The 19,363-nt window shown below is 62.8% G+C and carries 22 protein-coding genes; 4 read left to right on the top strand and 18 right to left on the bottom strand.

Going from position 1 to position 19,363, the window contains the following annotated elements:
* Positions 1 to 2 precede the first annotated feature (2 nt).
* From ACI3L3_RS13795 to ACI3L3_RS13865, 15 genes are all read right to left on the bottom strand, one after another.
* On the bottom strand, positions 3 to 545 hold the full coding sequence (locus ACI3L3_RS13795; protein WP_404845722.1) for a hypothetical protein: 543 nt from the start codon (positions 543 to 545) through the stop codon (positions 3 to 5).
* Complete coding sequence (gene nusB, locus ACI3L3_RS13800; RefSeq protein ID WP_404845723.1) at positions 523 to 990, bottom strand: transcription antitermination factor NusB; 468 nt, start codon at positions 988 to 990, stop codon at positions 523 to 525. The genes ACI3L3_RS13795 and nusB overlap by 23 nt, the downstream gene beginning before the upstream one ends.
* A 3-nt stretch (positions 991 to 993) precedes the next feature.
* On the bottom strand, positions 994 to 1,464 hold the full coding sequence (ribE, locus tag ACI3L3_RS13805) for a 6,7-dimethyl-8-ribityllumazine synthase (protein WP_404845724.1): 471 nt from the start codon (positions 1,462 to 1,464) through the stop codon (positions 994 to 996).
* A 63-nt stretch (positions 1,465 to 1,527) separates the two neighbouring features.
* Positions 1,528 to 2,745: a bifunctional 3,4-dihydroxy-2-butanone-4-phosphate synthase/GTP cyclohydrolase II gene (locus ACI3L3_RS13810; RefSeq protein ID WP_404845725.1), complete on the bottom strand. Its 1,218-nt coding sequence runs from the start codon at positions 2,743 to 2,745 to the stop codon at positions 1,528 to 1,530.
* Between the two features lie 92 nt (positions 2,746 to 2,837).
* Positions 2,838 to 3,503 carry a riboflavin synthase gene (locus tag ACI3L3_RS13815; RefSeq protein WP_404845726.1) on the bottom strand — a complete coding sequence of 222 codons (666 nt, stop codon included), beginning with the start codon at positions 3,501 to 3,503 and terminating at the stop codon, positions 2,838 to 2,840.
* Position 3,504: 1 nt separating this feature from the next.
* Entirely contained in the window at positions 3,505 to 4,605 is a 1,101-nt protein-coding gene (gene ribD, locus ACI3L3_RS13820) for a bifunctional diaminohydroxyphosphoribosylaminopyrimidine deaminase/5-amino-6-(5-phosphoribosylamino)uracil reductase RibD (protein WP_404845826.1), read from the bottom strand.
* 16 nt (positions 4,606 to 4,621) lie between these two features.
* Positions 4,622 to 5,077 carry a deoxycytidylate deaminase gene (locus ACI3L3_RS13825; protein ID WP_404845727.1) on the bottom strand — a complete coding sequence of 152 codons (456 nt, stop codon included), beginning with the start codon at positions 5,075 to 5,077 and terminating at the stop codon, positions 4,622 to 4,624.
* A gap of 145 nt (positions 5,078 to 5,222) precedes the next feature.
* Positions 5,223 to 6,461, bottom strand: a complete 1,239-nt coding sequence (glyA, locus tag ACI3L3_RS13830) for a serine hydroxymethyltransferase (RefSeq protein WP_404845728.1) — start codon at positions 6,459 to 6,461, stop codon at positions 5,223 to 5,225.
* Between the two features lie 68 nt (positions 6,462 to 6,529).
* Positions 6,530 to 7,774, bottom strand: a complete 1,245-nt coding sequence (gene fabF / locus ACI3L3_RS13835) for a beta-ketoacyl-ACP synthase II (protein WP_404845729.1) — start codon at positions 7,772 to 7,774, stop codon at positions 6,530 to 6,532.
* Between the two features lie 127 nt (positions 7,775 to 7,901).
* Entirely contained in the window at positions 7,902 to 8,132 is a 231-nt protein-coding gene (gene acpP, locus ACI3L3_RS13840) for an acyl carrier protein (RefSeq protein WP_404845730.1), read from the bottom strand.
* A 71-nt stretch (positions 8,133 to 8,203) separates the two neighbouring features.
* Positions 8,204 to 8,947 (bottom strand): 3-oxoacyl-[acyl-carrier-protein] reductase, encoded by a 744-nt coding sequence (gene fabG / locus ACI3L3_RS13845; protein WP_404845731.1) that lies wholly within the window; start codon positions 8,945 to 8,947, stop codon positions 8,204 to 8,206.
* Positions 8,948 to 9,108: 161 nt separating this feature from the next.
* On the bottom strand, positions 9,109 to 10,098 hold the full coding sequence (locus ACI3L3_RS13850; RefSeq protein WP_404845732.1) for a beta-ketoacyl-ACP synthase III: 990 nt from the start codon (positions 10,096 to 10,098) through the stop codon (positions 9,109 to 9,111).
* A gap of 78 nt (positions 10,099 to 10,176) precedes the next feature.
* The gene (gene plsX / locus ACI3L3_RS13855; protein WP_404845733.1) at positions 10,177 to 11,205 is read right to left on the bottom strand and encodes a phosphate acyltransferase PlsX; all 1,029 of its coding nucleotides are present in this window, start codon (positions 11,203 to 11,205) and stop codon (positions 10,177 to 10,179) included.
* Entirely contained in the window at positions 11,195 to 11,374 is a 180-nt protein-coding gene (rpmF, locus tag ACI3L3_RS13860; protein WP_404845734.1) for a 50S ribosomal protein L32, read from the bottom strand. The genes plsX and rpmF overlap by 11 nt, the downstream gene beginning before the upstream one ends.
* A gap of 65 nt (positions 11,375 to 11,439) precedes the next feature.
* Positions 11,440 to 11,961, bottom strand: coding sequence for a YceD family protein (locus ACI3L3_RS13865; protein ID WP_404845735.1), 522 nt, complete (start codon positions 11,959 to 11,961; stop codon positions 11,440 to 11,442).
* Positions 11,962 to 12,184: 223 nt separating this feature from the next.
* On the opposite strand from ACI3L3_RS13865, the gene rpmB reads away from it, so the two are divergent.
* Positions 12,185 to 12,382 carry a 50S ribosomal protein L28 gene (gene rpmB, locus ACI3L3_RS13870; RefSeq protein ID WP_404845736.1) on the top strand — a complete coding sequence of 66 codons (198 nt, stop codon included), beginning with the start codon at positions 12,185 to 12,187 and terminating at the stop codon, positions 12,380 to 12,382.
* 237 nt (positions 12,383 to 12,619) lie between these two features.
* Here the strand turns inward: rpmB and ACI3L3_RS13875 are convergent, their stop codons facing one another.
* From ACI3L3_RS13875 to ACI3L3_RS13885, 3 genes are all read right to left on the bottom strand, one after another.
* The gene (locus tag ACI3L3_RS13875; RefSeq protein WP_404845737.1) at positions 12,620 to 13,213 is read right to left on the bottom strand and encodes a CbrC family protein; all 594 of its coding nucleotides are present in this window, start codon (positions 13,211 to 13,213) and stop codon (positions 12,620 to 12,622) included.
* A 239-nt stretch (positions 13,214 to 13,452) separates the two neighbouring features.
* The gene (gene gltX, locus ACI3L3_RS13880; protein WP_404845738.1) at positions 13,453 to 14,844 is read right to left on the bottom strand and encodes a glutamate--tRNA ligase; all 1,392 of its coding nucleotides are present in this window, start codon (positions 14,842 to 14,844) and stop codon (positions 13,453 to 13,455) included.
* 131 nt (positions 14,845 to 14,975) lie between these two features.
* Positions 14,976 to 15,197, bottom strand: coding sequence for a NifU family protein (locus ACI3L3_RS13885; protein WP_404845739.1), 222 nt, complete (start codon positions 15,195 to 15,197; stop codon positions 14,976 to 14,978).
* A 209-nt stretch (positions 15,198 to 15,406) separates the two neighbouring features.
* On the opposite strand from ACI3L3_RS13885, the gene ACI3L3_RS13890 reads away from it, so the two are divergent.
* The 3 genes from ACI3L3_RS13890 to ACI3L3_RS13900 all read left to right on the top strand — a co-directional run bounded on the left by ACI3L3_RS13890 (position 15,407) and on the right by ACI3L3_RS13900 (position 19,312).
* Positions 15,407 to 16,585, top strand: a complete 1,179-nt coding sequence (locus tag ACI3L3_RS13890) for a UDP-N-acetyl glucosamine 2-epimerase (RefSeq protein WP_404845740.1) — start codon at positions 15,407 to 15,409, stop codon at positions 16,583 to 16,585.
* Between the two features lie 217 nt (positions 16,586 to 16,802).
* Entirely contained in the window at positions 16,803 to 17,957 is a 1,155-nt protein-coding gene (locus ACI3L3_RS13895; RefSeq protein ID WP_404845741.1) for an AI-2E family transporter, read from the top strand.
* 56 nt (positions 17,958 to 18,013) lie between these two features.
* Entirely contained in the window at positions 18,014 to 19,312 is a 1,299-nt protein-coding gene (locus tag ACI3L3_RS13900) for a glycosyltransferase (protein ID WP_404845742.1), read from the top strand.
* Positions 19,313 to 19,363 lie beyond the last annotated feature (51 nt).

The following is a 19,363-nucleotide window of genomic DNA, read 5'->3' on the forward strand; positions in this document are numbered from 1 at the left end:
CTTTACAATCTTTCGCGGATGCGGGTGAACAGGCCGGCCATGCGCTCGGGCAACGTGGCGTTGCGCCGGGCTTCGGCCTCTTGCCGTTCCCGCAGGTCGATGTCGTAGCTGCTGTCAAAGACAACATGGGGGAACGCCTTTTGCCATGCGCGCACGCTCTCGTAGGCGGTTTCGCGCATGGTGTCGCCTATCTTGATGTAGACGACGCTGTCCGCCGTGTAGTGCGGCCAGAAGGCCTTGCCCCAAAGGACAAGGGCATCCGTGACGGAGTGGCCGAGGGCGGTGGAAAAGGACCCGGGGTCCAGCCACCACTCGTTCCAGCCAAGGTCGCGGATGGAGTCCGCCATGCTTTTGCTCCAATCGGCCACGCGCTCGGCGCTTGCCGGAACCTCCCAGCACAGCTCATAGCGCTGCGTGGCGCGGTCCGACCATGCACAGATGGTTGGGCGTGCCTCATGAAGCGATGCGCCCGCGCGCCTGAGGTAGACGCGCGGCGTATCGGCAGGGCGCTGTTTGGCGTCCCTAATGAACCCTAAGTTGACCATTTTCAACAGCTTTGGCAACGGCGTCGAGGATGCCGTTGACGAAGTTCTTGGAATTGTCGTCACCGAAGCGTTTGGCCAGCTCTACGGCCTCGTTGATGGCCACCTTGAGGGGCACATCGGCAAGGTAGAGCATTTCGTACATGGCCAGACGCAGGATCGTCAGTTCGATCCGGGCAATCCGCGATAGCTTCCAGTGCTGGGAATACTCGTCAATGCGCTTGTCGATGTCTTCTTTATTCTTCCAGACACCGGAGACGAGCTCCCATGCAAATTCCTTCCTGCCGGTCGCGTTGCGTTCGGCTGCTTCTTCAGAGGGCGCCGGGGCCAGGGTGAAGGCGCGTTCCAATTGGTCCATGGCCGTCACTTCATTGAAGTTGAGGCTATAGAGGACTTCAAACGCGCGCCTGCGGCCACCCCGCCGGCTGCCTTTTTTGGTATCGGACATGGATTAAATCTGCTCCAGAACGCGGACCATCTCGAGGGTGGCGGAAGCGGCTTCCACGCCCTTGTTGCCAGCTTTGCTGCCGGCACGTTCGATGGCCTGTTCGAGGGTATCGGTGGTCAGGAGGCCGAAGCCGATGGGCACGTTGGTCTCCAGGGAAGCCTGGGCCACGCCCTTGGCGCATTCGGCGCACACGTAGTCAAAGTGGGGCGTTGCGCCGCGGATGACAGCGCCAAGACAGATCACGCCGTCATACTTGCCGGACGCCGCCAGCTTGCGGGCCACGAGGGGCATCTCGTAGGCGCCGGGCACCTTGACGAGGGTCAGGTCGTCCTTGGATCCGCCGTTGCGGCCGATGTAGTCCACCGCGCCGCCGATGAGGCGGTCCACGATGAAGTCGTTGAAGCGGCTGGCCACGATGGCGAACTTGAGGCCCTGTGCCTGATACTGCCCTTCAATGGTCTTGATGTGGTACATGTGCATCTCCTTGCGAAATGGAAAATATGATGGAGGGTGGCCCCGCTGGGGGGCCACCGGCCGTTATTCCTCGTCGTCGAGATGGAGCATGTGCCCCATCTTCTGCTTTTTGGTCTCCAGATAGTGGTAGTTCCACTGGCAGGACTTCATCTCGATGGGCACACGGTCCACAACCTCAAGCCCGTAGCCTTCAAGGCCCACGATCTTTTTGGGGTTGTTGGTCATGAGCTTCATCTTGGTCACGCCAAGGCTTACCAGAATCTGCGCGCCGATGCCGTAGTCCCGAAGGTCGGGCTTAAAGCCCAGCTTCTGGTTGGCTTCGACGGTGTCATAGCCTTCGTCCTGCAGGGCGTAGGCTTTGATTTTATTGCACAGGCCGATACCGCGGCCCTCCTGACGCATGTACAGCAGCACGCCCTTGCCCTCTTCGGCGATCATATTCATCGCCGTTTGGAGCTGGCCGCCGCAGTCGCAGCGCATGGAGCCGAGGGTATCGCCGGTGAGGCATTCGGAGTGCACGCGCACAAGCACGGGCTCGCCGGGTTCGATGTCGCCCTTCACCAGTGCCAGATGCTCCTTCTTGTCCACTTCGGAGTAGAAGGCCACGGCGCGGAATTCCCCGCCGAAGCAGGTGGGCATTTTGGCCTCGGCCACGCGGTCTACGGCAAGGTTGCCGAACTTCATGCGGTATTCGATGAGGTCGCGGATGGTGGCGATTTTGAGGTCGTGTTTTTTGGCGAATTCCTTGAGGTCGGGCATGCGGGCCATGTTGCCGTCCTCGCGCATGATTTCGCAAATCACGCCAGCGGGCTTAAGGCCGGCAAGGCGGGCGAGGTCCACACTGCCTTCGGTCTGTCCGGCACGCACCAGCACCCCACCGGGGTTGGCGCGCAGGGGGAAGACGTGGCCGGGGGTGACGATGTCGCCGGGGGTGACGTCGTCGCGGATGGCCGTCAGGATGGTGGTGGAGCGGTCATATGCGGAGATGCCGGTGGTCACGCCTTGGCGGGCTTCGATGGACACCGTGAAGGGCGTCTCAAAGCCGGACTCGTTTTTCTGGGTCATCATGGGCAGGTCCAGACGGTCCACCATCTCTTCGGCCATGGACAGGCAGATGAGACCACGGCCATGGGTGGCCATGAAGTTGATGACTTCGGGCGTGGCAAATTCGGCGGCGATGGTCAGGTCGCCTTCATTCTCGCGGTCCTCGTCGTCGACGAGGATGATCATTTTGCCTTTTCGGATTTCTTCAATGGCTTCTTCAGCCGTGCAAATGGGCATGGTTCCTACCTCTTTGGAATATATCGCGGGACGCCGTGGCGTCTCGGCAGACGGGCACACATGGACGCCATGCGGCACCGTGGGTGGTGTCGCTAAAAGCCGTTCATGCGGAGGAATTCCTCTGTGATGCCCCCGTCAGCGGAATCCGGGGGCGTGTCATCGCCGGTCCAGGGGGCGACCATACGACGCACGTACTTGCCTATCAAGTCCGTTTCCATGTTGACACTATAGCCGGATTTCCATTTGGCAATGGTTGTGGCGCGCTGGGTTTCAGGAATGATGTTCACTTCCAGCCAGTCCGCGCCGCAGGCATTCACCGTCAGGCTGATGCCGTCGAGGGTCACGGAGCCTTTTTCGATAACGTAGACGCCATGTTCCGAAGGGAAGGAGAGGCGGTAGATGCGCGACTGGCCTGCGGGGGTGACGGCTGACACGCTGGCAAGGCAATCCACATGCCCGCTGACGAGATGGCCGCCCAGCCGGTCGCCGAGGGCGAGGGCGCGTTCGAGATTGGCGATGCTGCCTGTGGTCAGCTCGCCGAGATTGGTGCGAGAGAGGGTTTCGGCGGAAGCGTAAGCCGTAAACCAGTTCTGCCCAAAGGTCTCCACGGTGAGGCATGCGCCGTTGACGGCAATGCTTTCGCCAAGGACCAAGTTGGGCAGCGAGTCGGCGGGAATCTCAACGCGAAGGCGCGATTCGCCGCCCCGCGCTTCGATGGAGCGGATGGTTCCAGTGGTCTGGACAAGTCCGGTAAACATGTCAGTCCGCCTCCCGACGGTAAATAATGAGCGTGTCCGCGCCGCAAGGGCGGGATTCGGCCGTGCGCAGGGTGATGGCTTCATCCATGGTCTGCGGGCTGCGGCCGGTGAACAGGTGCCGCGCCTCTGCGTCGCCCAGAATCTTGGGCGCGAGGAAGAGGCGGAACTCGTCAATACGGTCAGACGCGAGGAAACTCAAGGCCAAACCTCCGCCGCCTTCGCACAGCACCCGCAAACAGCGGGCTTCGCTGCGCAGGCGGACGAGCCCGGCGTCCACGTTGATGCCGCTGTCGTCCGTGGGCAATCCCCAGACGCGAGCGCCCCTTGCGCGCAGGTCGTCGGCGGCGCTGGACGCTGCGGCGGCCTCGGTGGTCCAGAAAATCGTCTCGGATGCGCGCCGTGTGGTGAGGGAAAATTTTTCTGGGTCAGCGGGCAGGGTTCGCGTCACAACCACGGCCAGCGGCTGGCGCAGTCCCTCCGGGGCGTCGTCCAGGCGCACGTCGAGGCCCGGGTTGTCCTCGCGGAAGGTGCCGCCGCCCACGATGACGGCGTCCACGCGCGAGCGCAGCTCATGCACGGCGCGGCGCGACTCCGGGCCGCTCACCCACTGGGAGTGCCCGGTGCGGGTTGCGATTTTACCGTCGATGGTGGCGGCCATCTTGAGGATGACGTAGGGGCGGAGCGTGGTCTGCCAGGTGCGGAAGTCTGCGATAAGGTCCTCGCAGGCGCGGGTTTCAATGCCGGTGTGCACGTCAAGGCCGTGCTCGCGCAGCAGGGCGGCGCCGCCCTTGGCGATGGGGTTGGGGTCCAGCGCGCCAACAAACAGCGTGCGGATACCCGCCTCAAGGATGGCGTCGGAGCAGGGCGGGGTTTTGCCGTGATGGGTGCACGGCTCCAGCGTGACGAACATGGCGCACTGGGCCGGGTCCACGCCCTTGGCGCGGGCGTCGGCAAGGCACTCGCGCTCGGCATGCAGGCCGCCGAATTTCCGGTGCCAGCCCTCGGCCACAATGCGGCCGTCTTGAACCAGCACGGCGCCGACGGTGGGGTTGGGGGCGGTGTGCCGCCGCCCGCGCTTGGCGCAGGCGATGGCGCGGCGCATAAAGCGCGCCGCGTCTTTAGCGGTGATAGTCGAGACGCTCAAGGCGCACCCCCGCTTCGGCAAACATATTTTCGGACAGTTCGTCCGGGTAGCCTTCGGCAAAGAAGATGGTCTTTACGCCGCAGTTGATGAGCATTTTGGCGCAAATGAGGCAGGGCTGGGTGGTGCAGTAAATGTCCGCACCGGCGATGCTGACGCCGTGGATGGCGGCCTGGACGATAACGTTCTGCTCCGCATGCAGGCCGCGGCAGATTTCGTGGCGCTGGCCGGAGGGAACGCCGAGTTCCTCGCGCAGGCAGCCCACGTCGAGACAATGGGAGATGTTTGCGGGCGCACCGTTGTATCCGGTGGCAAGGATGCGCTTGTCCCGCACGGCAATGGCGCCGACTTTGCGGCGGGTGCAGGTGGAGCGTTCGGCAACCATGTAGGTTATTCCCATGAAATATTCGGGCCAGGGGATTCGGTTTTCCATGCGCGCATCCGGATGGCGGCGGTGTGCCGCCGAGTCGAGTTTTCAAATTGGGCGTCAGTCGCCCACGCGTGCCGCAGGGCGGCAGTGGTGTCGGGTCAAATTCAAGAGGGCGGGAGACTGGCTCCCGCCCGGAATGCCGTCGGTGTTACCACGCGTAAAGCGGGAACTGGCGGGAGAAGGTCTCCACGTCCTTGCGGATTTCGTCAAGGCGCGTGTCGTTCTCAATGTTCTGCAGAACGTCCACAATCCAGCCGCCCACCTTGGCGATGTCGGCTTCCTTCATGCCTCGGGTGGTCAAGGCGGGGGTGCCCAGACGGATGCCGGAGGTCACGAAGGGAGAGCGGGTCTCGAACGGGACGGTGTTCTTGTTGCAGGTGATGCCTGCCTTGTCCAGCGCGATTTCCGCGTCCTTGCCGGTGATGTCCTTGCTGGTGAGGTCCACGAGGATGAGGTGGTTGTCCGTGCCGCCGGAGACAAGGTCGTACCCGGCGTCCATCAGCGTGGTGCCGAGGGCGGCGCAGTTTTTCAGCGTCTGGGCCTGATAGTCCTTGAAGCCGGGCTTCAGGGCTTCGGCAAAGGCCACAGCCTTGGCCGCGATGACGTGCATTAGCGGGCCGCCCTGAATGCCGGGGAAAATCTGGGAGTTGAGCTTTTTGCCGTACTCCTCGGTGGAGAGGATCATGCCGCCACGGGGACCGCGCAGGGTCTTGTGCGTGGTCGTGGTGGTGATGTGCGCATGGCCGATGGGCGAGGGGTGCAGACCGGCGGCAATGGGACCGGCAATGTGGGCCATGTCCACCATGAGCTTGGCACCGACGGCATCGGCAATGGCGCGGAAGCGGGCAAAGTCGATGACGCGGGGGTAGGCGCTGGCACCGGCGATGATGAGCTTGGGGGAGTTTTCGCGGGCGATGCGCTCCACCTCGTCATAATTGATGGTGCCGGTTTCCTTGTCCACGCCGTAGGAGACGACCTTGTACAGCTTGCCGGAGAAGCTGACCGGGGAACCGTGGGTCAGGTGACCGCCGTGGGAGAGGTCCATGCCCATGATGGTGTCGCCGGGTTCGAGAAAACCGAAATAGGCCGCCATGTTGGCCTGAGAGCCGGAGTGCGGCTGCACGTTGGCATATTCCGCCCCAAAGATTTCCTTGGCGCGGTCGCGGGCGAGGTCTTCGACCATGTCGACGAATTCGCAGCCGCCGTAGTAGCGCTTGCCGGGGTAGCCCTCAGCGTACTTGTGCGTGAGGACGCTGCCCATGGCCTGTCGGACTGCCGGGGAGGTGAAGTTCTCGGAGGCGATGAGTTCCAGCTTGCTGGTCTGACGATCGATTTCCAGGTTAAGCGCCTTGGCGATTTCCCGGTCCTGAAGCAGCAGTTCTTCCATTGGGACGACCCTTCCGGTTTATGGTGGTGTGGCGGGCCGGGGGCAGGTGCCGCCCGGCCAGCGCCATATTAATCGGTGAACTTCTTGAAGATGATGCTGGCGTTGGTGCCGCCGAAGCCGAAGGAGTTGGACATGGCGTATTCGCACTGCCGCTCCACGGAGCCGTTGGCGGTGTAGTCCAGATCGCACTCTTCACCGGGGTTCTCGAGGTTGGTGGTGCCGGGCACCACGCCGTGATGCAGGGCCAGCACCGAGAACACGCCCTCAACGCCGCCAGCGGCACCCAGCAGGTGGCCGATCATGGACTTGTTGGCGGAGATGGCGATGTTTTTGGCGTGCTCGCCAAAGGTCTGCTTGATGGCGCGGGTTTCGCACAGGTCGTTCAAGTGCGTGGAGGTGCCGTGGGCGTTGATGTGGTCCACGTCCTCGGGGGCGATCCCTGCGTCGTCCAGCGCGGCCCGCATGGCGATGGCCATGCCGGAGCCGTCCTCTTCCGGGGCGGTCATGTGGAAGGCATCGCCGGAGGCGCCAAAGCCGACGATTTCGGCGTAGATCTTGGCGCCACGCGCCTTGGCGTGGTCGTAGTCTTCCAGCAGCAGCATGCCGCAGCCCTCACCCATGACAAAGCCGTCGCGGTCCGCGTCGAAGGGACGGGAGGCTTTTTCCGGCTCGTCGTTGCGGGTGCTCAGCGCCTTGAGGGAGCAGAAGCCGCCAAAGCCCAAACGGGTGATGGTGGATTCCACGCCGCCGCAGATCATGGCGTCCGCGCGGCCCAGCAGAATTTCGCTGAAGGCGTAGCCGATGCCGTGCGTGCCGGAGGCGCATGCGGAAGTGGACGCAAGGTTGGGGCCCTTTGCGCCGACTTCGATGGACACCATGCCCGGAGCCATGTTGGCGATGACAATGGGGATGAAGAAGGGGGAAACCTTGCGGGGGCCGCCCTTCAGCAACTTTTCATGAGTGGTCTCGATGGTGTGCAGACCGCCAAGGCCACAGCCGAGATTGACGCCAACCCTGTGGGCCTCGTCCTCGGGGATGCTCCAATCGGCGTCCTGCAGCAGCTGCTGGGAAGCAGCCACGGCAAACTGCGTGAACCGCTCCATCCGGCGCGCCTGCTTCGCGGGCATGAACTCTTTGGGATCGAATCCCTTCACTTCGCCAGCGATGCGCGTGGCGTAGTCCGTGGCGTCAAACTGGGTGACGGGGCAGATGCCCGACACGCCGGCCACGAGGTTCTCCCAGCTGGAGTGGACGTCGTTGCCGATGGGAGTAATGGCCGACAGGCCAGTTACGACAACTCTTTTTCTTTTCATTGCTCCTCGCCTCATATCGGTCGGGGATGCGCCGATGGCGCGCTTGTGGGAAAAGCCAAAGCGCCTTGAGGCCCACAAGGAGCCGCAAGACGCTTCGGTGTCGATATCGGAAGCAGCAGGGCAGGGCCTACTGATGCTTGGAGATGTAGTCGATGGCGTCCTGCACCTTGACGAGCTTCTGGGCTTCGTCGTCGTCGATCTCGGTGCCGAATTCCTCTTCCATGGCCATGATGAGCTCGGTGAGGTCGAGGGAGTCGGCGCCCAGGTCTTCCACGAAGGAAGCTTCGTTCTTTACTTCGTCGGCGGAAACGCCCAGCTGGTCAACGATGATTTCTTTGATCTTTGCTTCAACGGACATATTGCCCTCCAATGAGTTTGTTTGCCCGATGGGCAGTGAGTTCGTGTTTGGGGTAGCTGTGTATCAGCCAACTACATGTGCATTCCGCCGTTCACGGACAGAACCTGACCCGTGATGTAAGACGCATCGTCCGACACCAGGAAGGCGACAGCGCCAGCGATGTCCTCGGCGGAGCCGGGACGCTGCATGGGAATCTGCGTCTTGAAGGATTCGAGGACCTGTTCGGGAAGGTCGGCCGTCATATCCGTGGTGACAAAACCGGGGGCGACGGCGTTGACCGTCACACCGCGGGGGGCCAGCTCCTGTGCGGCGGTTTTGGTCAGGCCAATGAGGCCCGCCTTGGACGCCACATAGTTGGCCTGCCCGGCATTACCGGCAAGGCCTACCACGGAAGCCATGTTGACGATACGGCCAGAGCGCTGGCGGACCATGATTTTGGCCGCTTCGCGCAGGCAGGTGAATGCACCGGTGAGATTGACGTCCAGCACGCGGTCCCAGTCCGCATCCTTCATGCGGATGAGCAGACCGTCGCGGGTGAGACCGGCGTTGTTCACCAGCGCCGCAAGGTCCACCTGGCCTTTGATGTTCTCTTTAAAGAACGCGGCCACGGCGTCGCGGTCGGAGCTGTCGAGCTGGAACGCCCGGGCGGAGGAGCCGCCCGCCTTGATCTCGCTGACGACGGCTTCGGCTTCTTCAGGACGGCTGACGTACGTCAGGTACACCTGATAGCCTTCGCGGGCCAGACGCAAGGCGCAGGCCTTGCCAATTCCGCGCGAGCCGCCGGTGACGAGCGCTGTTTTTATGAGATCGCTCATGCTTTCAATCTTCCTCTTGTTCCGGGTTGGGAACCGAACCTGAGTATGTAGCTCAATTCCGTCTGGACTTCAACCTTGAGGCTCTCGAAGAAAGCCCCGCGATTCAAGGGGGTTGGCTTCCGAATTGCGTACGCACTCTTTTGTAGGAAAAAAAGTGCGGCCTAGAACCGCAACAGGAATGCCGCCCAAGTAAAACCGCCGCCAAAGGTGGTGACGAGCACGGTTTGCCCTGGGGTGATATCGCCGTTGTCCACGGCTTCGGCAAGGGCGATGCCCACACTGGCTGCGGACGTATTGCCGTAGTTTTGGACGTTGAAGTACACGCGCTCGCGCTCGATGCCCAGCTTTTTGCCCACGGCTTCGATGATGCGGCTGTTGGCCTGGTGGGGCACAAGCAGGTCCACGTCGTCGGTGGTGAGGTCATTCTGGGCCAAGAGGCGCTGGCAGACGTCCGTCATGCTGCGCACGGCAACCTTGAACACTTCGCGGCCCTGCATGCGGATGAAATGGCTGTCATCCACCGTGTGGCCGAGGGTGTACGGGTTGCTGGAGCCGCCGCCGGAGATGGTGAGCAGGTCACCATACTGGCCGTCGGACTCAAGCAGTGCGTCCACAAGTTCGACGCCGTCGTCGCCCTTGTCGGCAGTGATGACCGCCGCGCCCGCACCGTCGCCGAACAGCACACAGGTGGTGCGGTCCTGCCAGTTGACGCGCGAGGTCATGACCTCGGCGGCGCAGGCAAGCACCTTGGCCTCGGGGTCGAGGGCCAGCATGGCGCGGGAGGTTTGCAGGGCGTACAGAAAGCCGGAGCAGGCCGCGTTGACGTCAAAGGCCATGCAGCCTGCCGCGCCAATTTTGTGCTCCAGTTGGGTGGCCGCGCTGGGGCAGTAGGCGTCGGGGGTGCAGGAGGCGCAGATAACGTGGGTGAGGTCTTCGGCGGCAACGCCGGCCTTGGCCAGCGCCGTGCGCGAAGCCTCGGCGGCAAGGTCGGATGCGCACTCGCCTTCGGCAACGACGTGGCGCTGCCGGATGCCGGTGCGCGAAGTGATCCATTCGTCGGATGTATCGACGATGTGTTCCATGTCCGCGTTGGTTAGAACCTTTTCGGGGACGTGGAAGCCGAGTCCGTGGATATATGCTTTGGTGGTCATTGCTCTATCAATCGTTGAGTGTGCCGCGTGATCGCCGCAATACCGGGCCATGGCCGGGTGCTGCGAGGAAGGGGGATGCTAGGCGCAGGCGCCAAAGTCGCTATTGGACTGCAATTCTTCCTTGATATGGTCGTTGGCGCCGCTGGAGACGAACTGGCCGGCCATCTTTACCGCATTGGTGATGGCCTTTTCGTTGGAGGCGCCGTGGCAGACGATGACGATGCCGTTGAGCCCAAGGATGGGGGCACCGCCATATTCGGCGTAGTCCACGAACTTGGCGAAGCGGCGCAGGCGGCCCTTGGCCAAAAAGGCGCCAAGGCGGCCCAGCCAGCTGCCGAGCAGTTCGCGTTTGAGGACTTTGCCAAGGCTTATGGCAAGCCCTTCCGAAAGCTTCAGCGCAACATTGCCGACGAAGCCGTCGCAAACCACGACGTCCACGTCGCCGGTGAAGACGTCGCGTCCTTCCACATTGCCCTGAAAGGCCATGGAAGTGGCCTTGAGCATGTCGTAGGTCTCTTTGACCTGCGTGTTGCCTTTGCCTTCCTCCTCGCCAATGGACATCAGGCCCACCCGCGGCTTGCCGTAGCCCAGCACGTCGCGGGCGAAGACTTCGCCCATGATGCCAAACTGGAACAGGTGCAGCGGTTTGGAGTCCACATTTGCCCCAACGTCCAGCAGGACCATGGGCTTTTTGACGGTGGGAAGGACGCTGGCGAAGGCCGGACGCTTCACGCCCCGCACACGCCCAATGACAAACATGCCGCAGGCGGAGGTGGCGCCGGAATGTCCGGCACTGACTACGCCATCGGCTTCGCCATCCTTGACGAGGCGGCAGGCCACCTGAATGGAGGTGTCCTTCTTGCGTCGGAGGATTTCGGAGGGCTTTTCATGCATCTCAGCGACGTCCCCGGCGTGGACGACGGTAACGTCCAGTCCGGAGGTATCGAGTCGGTACAGCTCATTGCTGATGGTCGACTCGTCGCCAACGAGGATGACGGCAAGGTCATGTTCCCTCGCGGCCCGGACAGCGCCGGGGACGACGATGCTGGGTCCGTTGTCGCCGCCCATGGCGTCAACGGCGATGCGCGGCTTGATGTTAGGCTTCATCCTTAAAGAGCATCTGCTTGCCTTTGTAGGCGCCGCACTTGTTGCATGCACGGTGGGGCAGAGCCGGCTCACCGCACTCGCAGTAAATTACGTTAGGAACGGAAACCTTGTCGTGAGAGCGACGCATGCCGCGCTTGGACTTGGACGTTTTCTTTTTGGGGACTGCCATTTTCGTCTACCTCGTTTTGTGTGATGTATGTTCGCCGCCCTGAAGGGGGCGGTGACATCCGTGTATTATTGCTTGTTCCGGTCCGGGACCTTCAGGCCGCGCAGGGCAGCCATGCGGGGGTCGCCGCTTTCGCTTTCGCAGGTGCACTCGCCGGTGTTGAGGTTTATGCCGCACTGGGGGCACAGACCTTGGCACTCGGGCGAGCACAGGGGCTTGACCGGAAGGGCAAGCACGAATTGTTCCCAGAGGATGGCCCCCGCGTCAAGGACAACGATGCCGCCCTCCTCGCGCATGCGGGGTTCGTCCGTTTCGTCCGTGTCGCCGATTTCTTCATAGATGTCGAAATCCTGCTCCACGTCCACCACGGCTTGCTCCATGCAGCGGTCGCACGGGATGGATACCCGGCCGGTAACGCTGCCCTGAATGACACAGGACTTGGGACCTTGCGGGAGAACCCGCAGCCGACCTTCCAAAGGCTCCACCACGGCAACCTTCATGCCGCAGGCTTCCCATTGCCCGGACCACAGTGTAGGGTCCGTGAAAGTAAATTCCCGGCCCTCGGCCGGGATGTCGACTGTATTGATCATAAACTTGCTCATGTATTCCTCACAAGGGGCATTCTCTATATGTGAATATTTCACGTTGTCAAGGCTAAAGCGCTTGCATTTTGCCACGGGAAGGGATAAAGGGGCAAATTCCGTGTGAGTGAATCGTACTCGCTCCTGCGGTAGAAATCGAGTAAGATCACTTGGGCGGTGCGAATTATCTGCGCTAACCGCCGAGAAATAGTGGATTTTGAGGAGGTCTCCCATGAGTCAGTTTTGTGAAGTCTGCGGCAAGAAGCCCCAGGTTGGAAACAATGTGAGCCACGCGCACAACAAGACCAAGCGTCGCTTCAATCCCAACCTGCAGAAAGTCCGTGTCCAGCTCGACAGCGGCGAAGTCAAGCGCGCCAACGTGTGCACCCGTTGCATCCGTTCCGGCAAAGTGACCAAGCCCGTGAAGTAGCGCGGATTGCCTGGTGCGTGCCGCGCACAGGAATTTTGCGGAAAAGCCCCGGCAGTGTGCCGGGGCTTTTTGTTTTGGTGCAGACCGGAAAGGCCCGCCAACGCTCCGGCGCGCCGGAGCATTCAATTGGGCCACCGCGCGCCCATGCCAGCGCCGCACCACGCAGGCCGCAGCGCCAACGAACCCGCCCCCGCAGGACGTGTCCTGCGGGGGCGGGTTTTGTGTGCTGGGCAATCGTTACGTGAAATCCATGTAGTACAAGAGTTTTCCGCATTTGCGGCACTTGAACTTATAGACAGCAGGATCCATGACCGGTTGGTAGACGGAAACATATCCTGCCCAGTCTTCGTGGCTCATGCAGTAGGTTTTGAGGAATGTTTCGAGGTCTTCGCCGTTAAAGGCGAGCAGGTCCTCACGTGTGGCATCGCCGTAGCATTCACATGCATCCGCGCAATGGTAGAGCCAGTCGTTGTCCTGCCATGTTTCCAAGTGGGGTGTCCGTTCCTCAACGTGGCGAAGAACCTCGGGTGGCACGTCCTCGGGGATGTCGGTCCCGCAGGAATTGAAGGTGCCTTTATACTTTTGCGCCGCGGAGCCGTCAGCGATGCACCATGGGCAAAACTGAACCCCATCTGGTGCAATTGCGGAGTATATAACGCCGCTGTGCCGATAGTCGCTGTGTTTGCCACAGCAGTCGCAGATGCCGGGGTTCAATTCGATGGATTTGGTGTGGATGGGGTCGGGGTAGTAGGGGAAGTAGGGAAATTCGATGCCGTATTTCTCTTTGATGAAGGCGCTGATTTGGACGCCCTGTCGCTGGTCTGTACTCATTGTGCTTTTCCTCTGGTTTATAGAACCGGGCACATCGCACATAGAGGAAAAGGCGTATCGTTTCAACTGCGCCAAATTTTTGGCGATAATGGATGGATCGGCCCAGCGCTATGCTGGGCAGGGCGTCTGAACTGCGGCGTCTGGTTTCAGCCGCGTTATGAAAGCCGGGAAACGAACCCGCCCCCGCAGGACGTGTCCTGCGGGGGCGGGTTTTTGTGTGCTGAAAGGCGGGGGAGGGGCTACAGGGCCAGGGCGCGGTCCATGCGGGCCAGCGTCTTGTCCTTGCCGAGCACGAAGAGGGTTTCGTGCAGGCCCGGGCTGAAGGTGCGGCCGGTGACGGCCACGCGGATGGGCTGGGCGATTTTGCCGAACTTGATTTCCTTCTGCTCCACGAAGCCATTCAGGGCGGCGTCGAGAGCCTCTTCGGTGAATTCGGGCAGGTCGGCCAGCATGGCGCGGACTTCGGCCAGCAGCTCGCGCGCGGCGGGCTTCAGGTGCTTTTTCACGGCCTTTTCGTCGTACTCCAGCGTGTCGTCATCCACGAGGAAGAAGGCGCACTGTTCGGCCATGTCGGCCATGGTGACGGCGCGCGGCTGGTACAGGGGCACGATTTGGGCCAGCGTGTCGTGGCTTGCCGTGATGCCGAGGTCCTTGAGGTGGCGGTCCAGAAGGCCCACCAGACGCTCTACGTCCGCTTCCTTGATGTAGTGGGCGTTGACGCTTTCCAGCTTCTTCACGTCGAACATGGCGGGGGAGCTGTTCAGGCCGTCGGTGGAGAAGACCTTGAGCAGTTCGTCCATGGTGAAGAATTCGTCGTCGCCGTGGCCCCAGCCGAGGCGCACCAGATAGTTGCGCACGGCCTCGGGCAGAAAGCCCATCTTTTCGTATTCCATGACGCTCATGGCGCCGTGGCGCTTGGAGAGCTTCTTCTTGTCGTTGCCGAAGATCATGGGCACGTGGCCAAAGCGCGGCACGGTAAAGCCCAGCGCCTCGTACAGGGCAATCTGCTTGGGCGTGTTGGACAGGTGGTCCTCGCCGCGCAGAATGTGGGTCATGCCCATGTCGGCGTCGTCAACGACCACGGCAAGGTTGTACATGGGGGAGCCGTCGGCGCGGCGAATGATGAAGTCGTCCACCATTTCCTCGTACTCCATAGCCATGTCACCCTTGACCATATCCTTCCACGCGCAGGTGCCGGAGGGCGCCTTGAAGCGCACCACGCGGCCTTCGCCGGGGGCGAGGTTCTTGGCGCGGCACGAGCCGTCGTACTTGGGCTTGCGGCCTTCCTGACGGGCCTTTTCGCGCATGGCGTCCACCTCTTCGGTGGAGCATTCGCAGTAGTAGGCGCGGCCGGAAGCGATGAGCTGTTCAATGGCCTCGTTGTAGCGCTCCGTGCGCTGGCTCTGGAAGTAGGGGCCTTCGTCCCAATCCAGACCGAGCCACGTCATGCCGTCGAGGATGGCCTGGGTCATCTCCTCGGTGGAGCGGGCCTTGTCGGTATCCTCAATGCGCAGGACAAAGTGCCCGCCGTTGGCACGGGCGAGCAGCCAGTTGAACAGGGCGGTGCGGGCGCCGCCGATGTGCAGAAATCCCGTAGGACTCGGGGGAAAACGTGTAACCATTGCGCTCATTGGTTTCTCCTGAAATGCGAATATATTGGGCGGCGTCCGTGGAGCGCCGTGAGAAATAATGCTATACGACAAATGCCCCGCAGCCGTCACGGAGGCGGCGCGGGGCGGGAACGGCGAATGGGGCGGGCCTGTTAAACAGCCTCAACGCCCTTGATTTCGGGGACTTCCTTGAGGATGAACCGTTCGATGCCGTGCTTGAGGGTCATCTGGGACATGGGACAGCCCTTGCAGGCGCCCTGAAGGCGGACCTTGACGATGCCGTCGTCGGTGACTTCGACGAGTTCCACGTCGCCGCCGTCGGCTTGGAGTGCGGGCCGGACTTGTTCCAGCGCCGCTTCAATCTTTTCCCGCATGGCAATCCTCCTTGCGCGGTGGTTTGCCTTGGGCGTGTAGCGCCAACGCCCCGCGCTTGTCAATTTCCCAGCCCACGATGGACCGGGCGTGTTCTTGACAAGACTGTACGCGAAACCGTAGGCCCGTGCATCCATTATACACCTGCCCGGCCCGGCGTGCCGGGCGGCATGATAACCGCCAACCACCGTTATTTATGGAGTCTCAGCCCATGCGTGTCACCCTTGTGGTCGGAGCCCGGCCCCAGTTCGTCAAGGCCGCTGTTTTGGAGCGCGCCCTTGTGGCCGCCGGAATCGAGGTCCGGCTTCTGCACACCGGTCAGCACTACGATGACCTGATGTCGTCCATATTTTTTAAGGAATTGGGCCTGTCCGAGCCGCAGGTGAACCTTGGCGCAGGCTCCGGCAGCCATGGCGAGCAGACCGCCGCCATGCTGGCGGGCATTGAGGCGGACCTGATGGACCAGCGGCCGGACGCCGTCATTGTTCCGGGCGATACGAATTCCACTCTGGCGGGGGCCCTTGCCGCCGCCAAGCTGGGCATTCCGGTTATGCATGTGGAGGCGGGGCTGCGTTCCTTTAACCGCGCCATGCCCGAGGAGCACAACCGCGTGCTCACGGACCATCTGGCCGATGTGCTCTTCGCCACCACGCCCACCGCCGTGGCGAACCTGCGCCGCGAGGGCAAGGACAATGTGGCGGCGGACGGCGCGCTGGTGCAGGCAGGCGATGTGGCGGACCTGCCCCTTGGCGGCGGCGCGCCGCTGGTGGTGAACGTTGGCGACGTGATGTTTGACGCGGCGACCCGCTACGGCGCACAGGCCGAGGAGCAGGGCCGCACGCTGGACAGGCTGGCCCTGAAGCCGGGCGAATACGTGCTGGCAACGGTGCACCGGGCCGAGAATACGGGCGTTGGCCGCAGGCTGTCCTTTATTTTCCGCGGCCTTGCGGAGATTGCGCGCCGGGTGCCTGTGGTGCTGCCCCTGCATCCGCGCACGGGCAATGCCATCAACTCCGCCATTACCGGGCGCTGGCCCATCCCAATGGCTGGCATGACCGTGATTGAGCCGCAGGGCTACATGGATATGCTCCAGTTGGTGAAAAATGCCCGCGCCGTGTGCACGGACTCCGGCGGCCTGCAAAAGGAGGCCTACTTCTTCGGCAAGCCCTGCGTAACCCTGCGCGATGAAACCGAATGGACGGAGCTGGTGGACTGCGGCGCCAATGTGGTGGCCGGGGCCGACCCCGACACCATCCCCGAAGCCTACGAGGCTGTGCGCGATGCCGTCATTGAGCCGTCCGGCGGCGTCTTCGGCACCGGCAAGGCTGGCGAAGCCGTGGCCGCTGTGGTACGTCAATTTTTGGAAAAGCAGGCATCCCAAAAGGGATAAGCGCTTGCGGCGGCGCGCGGATTGACCGCGTTGCCCCGCCCCACGGTGCTTTTTCGCGGCGCGGACAGTTGTCTGCGCCGCTTGCGCAAGAAGGCCCGGACGGGTTGTGACCGCCTGCGCCTTTTCAGCGCGCGGCTTTTCCGTCATCATACAATCAAGCTGGAACCGCTCCGCATGGGGCGGCCCATGGCGGAGACCACTTCCGCCGGAGGACGATATGACGCAGGACTCTCGGCCCGGGATTTCATGGCCCGCGCCTCGGGGCAGCCGCTACTATTCGCTGTTCCTGTTCACCCTCATCCTTTTCGCCCTGTATCTGGCGTACAGGGTATTTAGCCCATTTCTTCATCCCATCATTTTTTCCGGCGTGTTGGCGGCCATTTGTACGCCCATGTTCACCCGCATCTCCAGCCGCCTTGGCGGGCACGAGAATGTCGCCGCTGGTATTGTGGTCTTGTTGGTGACGGTGTGCGTGTTCATCCCCGCGTTCTTTTTTCTGACGGGGCTGGCCACTCAGGGCGCGCAGTCCATTGCCGCCGTGACCGACTGGATACGGCATACGGACTTTGACGCGCTGCTGGGGCAAAGCCGCTTTGACGCCGTGAGCGCGTGGCTGAGCGACAAGCTCCCCTACATCCATCTGGAGGACATCGACATCCAGTCCGGTCTGCTGCGCTTTTCGCGGCAGGTGGGCGAAACGTCCATCCAACTGGGCACGGGCCTGCTGACGGATGCGTTCAGCGTGCTGCTGGACTTTTTCATCATGCTGTTCATCCTGTTCTTTTTGTTGCGCGATGGACGGCGCATTGTCGCCACGGTGAAGTATCTCTCTCCTCTGCGTGAGGAGCAGGAGGACTCTATCATCTACAGCCTGCGCCGCGTGTCGCGCTCCGTGCTTGTGGGGGGCCTGCTGGTGGCGATGCTGCAGGGTTTGGCCGGCGGCGTTGGTCTGGCGGCCGTGGACATCCCCGCGCTGTTTTGGGGCACGATGATGGGCTTTTCCTCGCTTATTCCGGTGCTGGGCACGGGCCTTGTGTGGGTGCCGGCCTCGGGATACCTGCTCATTGTGGGCAAGTGGAAGGCCGCGGTGTTTCTGATGCTGTGGTGCGGGTTGTTGGTGACCAGCATTGATACGTTCCTGCGGCCGTACTTTATGCGCGGTGCGTCGGGGATGCCGCTGATTTATATTTTCCTTTCCGTTATTGGCGGGCTTCAGGCCTTTGGCCCGCCCGGCCTCCTGTACGGGCCGCTCATTCTCTCCTTTGCCATGGTGATGCTGCGCATCTACGGCGAGGAGTACCGGGACGTGCTGATGGAAAAGGAATTCATCGGGCCGAAGCCCGAGGATTCCACCACGACACACGACGACTAAACAGCGCGCCGCACCGGCAGGACCGGGGCGGCGCGTTTTTTCTGGCAGGAGGCGCTGTGAAGGTTGTGCATATCATCACCGGGCTCGGCGTTGGCGGGGCAGAGACCAGCCTTGCGCGTCTGGCCCCGCGCCTTGCGCGGCGCGGGGTGGTGCAGCAGGTGGTGAGTCTGCTGCCGCCCGGTCCCCTTGCCGCGCCCCTTGAGGCGGCGGGCGTTCCCGTTGCCAGCCTGCATCTGCGGCGCGGTGCGCCGTCCCCCGCCGCGCTGTGGCGGCTTGTCCGGCTGCTGCGGCGCGAGAATCCGGACGTGGTGCAGACGTGGCTCTACCACGCGGACCTGCTGGGCCTTGTGGCCGCAGGGCTTGCGCGCCGGGGGCAGGTGGTGTGGAACATCCGCTGCGCGGACATGGACCTGTCGCGCTACGCCCGGACCACGGCGTGGACCGTGGCGGCCTGCGCACGGCTGTCCGGCCGCCCCGCCGCTGTGGTGACCAACTCCGGCCGCGCCGCGTGGTACCACACGCACAAGCTGGGCTACCACCCGCGCCGGGTGGAGGTCATCCCCAACGGTTTTGACGGCGAGGTCTTCCGCCCCGAGTCGCCCCCAACCTCTCCCCCCAGCCATTCGTCAGAGCATTCCCCGGAGCATCTGCCACAACAGTCCTCAGACCTGCCCCAAAACCAATTTATCAATCCGTCCCTGGAGTCTTCCTTAAAGCAAGCTCCGGAGGGCCATGTGGAGCATGCGCAGGACGGCGGCCTCGCACCGGGCGCGCGCCGTCGGCGCGAGGCGTGGGGTATTGGGCCGGAGGCGTTCGTCATCGGCATGGCCGCCCGCTTTGACCCCATGAAGGGGCACGACGTCCTTGCGCAGGCGCTGGGCCGCCTTGGGCCGGAATCCGGCGTGGTGTGCGTGCTGTGCGGTGAGGGCATGGAGGCGTCGAACGCGGAGCTTGTGGCCCTGCTGGACAGCGCAGGTGCATCGGCCATGGTGCGCCTTGTGGGGCGGCAGGAGGATATGCCGGGCTTCTATACGGCGCTGGATGTGGCCGTGACGGCCTCGCACACCGAGAGTTTTCCCAATGCCGTGGGCGAGGCCATGGCCTGCGGCGTGCCCTGTGTGGTGACCGATGTTGGCGATGCGGCGGAGATTGTGGCGGAAACGGGGCTGGTGGTGGCCCCCGGTGCGCCGGAGGATCTGGCCCGCGCCATCCGCGCCATGCGCGACATGCCCCGGCAGGATCGCCAGCGCCGCGGAGCCGTGGCGCGCGAGCGCGTGCTCCTGTGCTACGGCGTGGACGTGATGACCGAAAAGTACATGCGCCTGTACCAGAGCCTTGTGGCCCCCGAGGGCTGATGGTGTCCCGTCTCGCCGCCCTCGGCCGCGCCGTTTCTCGCCACTGTTGGG

It is taken from the genome of Desulfobaculum sp. SPO524 (genome assembly GCF_044987625.1).
Lineage (GTDB): Bacteria > Desulfobacterota > Desulfovibrionia > Desulfovibrionales > Desulfovibrionaceae > Desulfobaculum.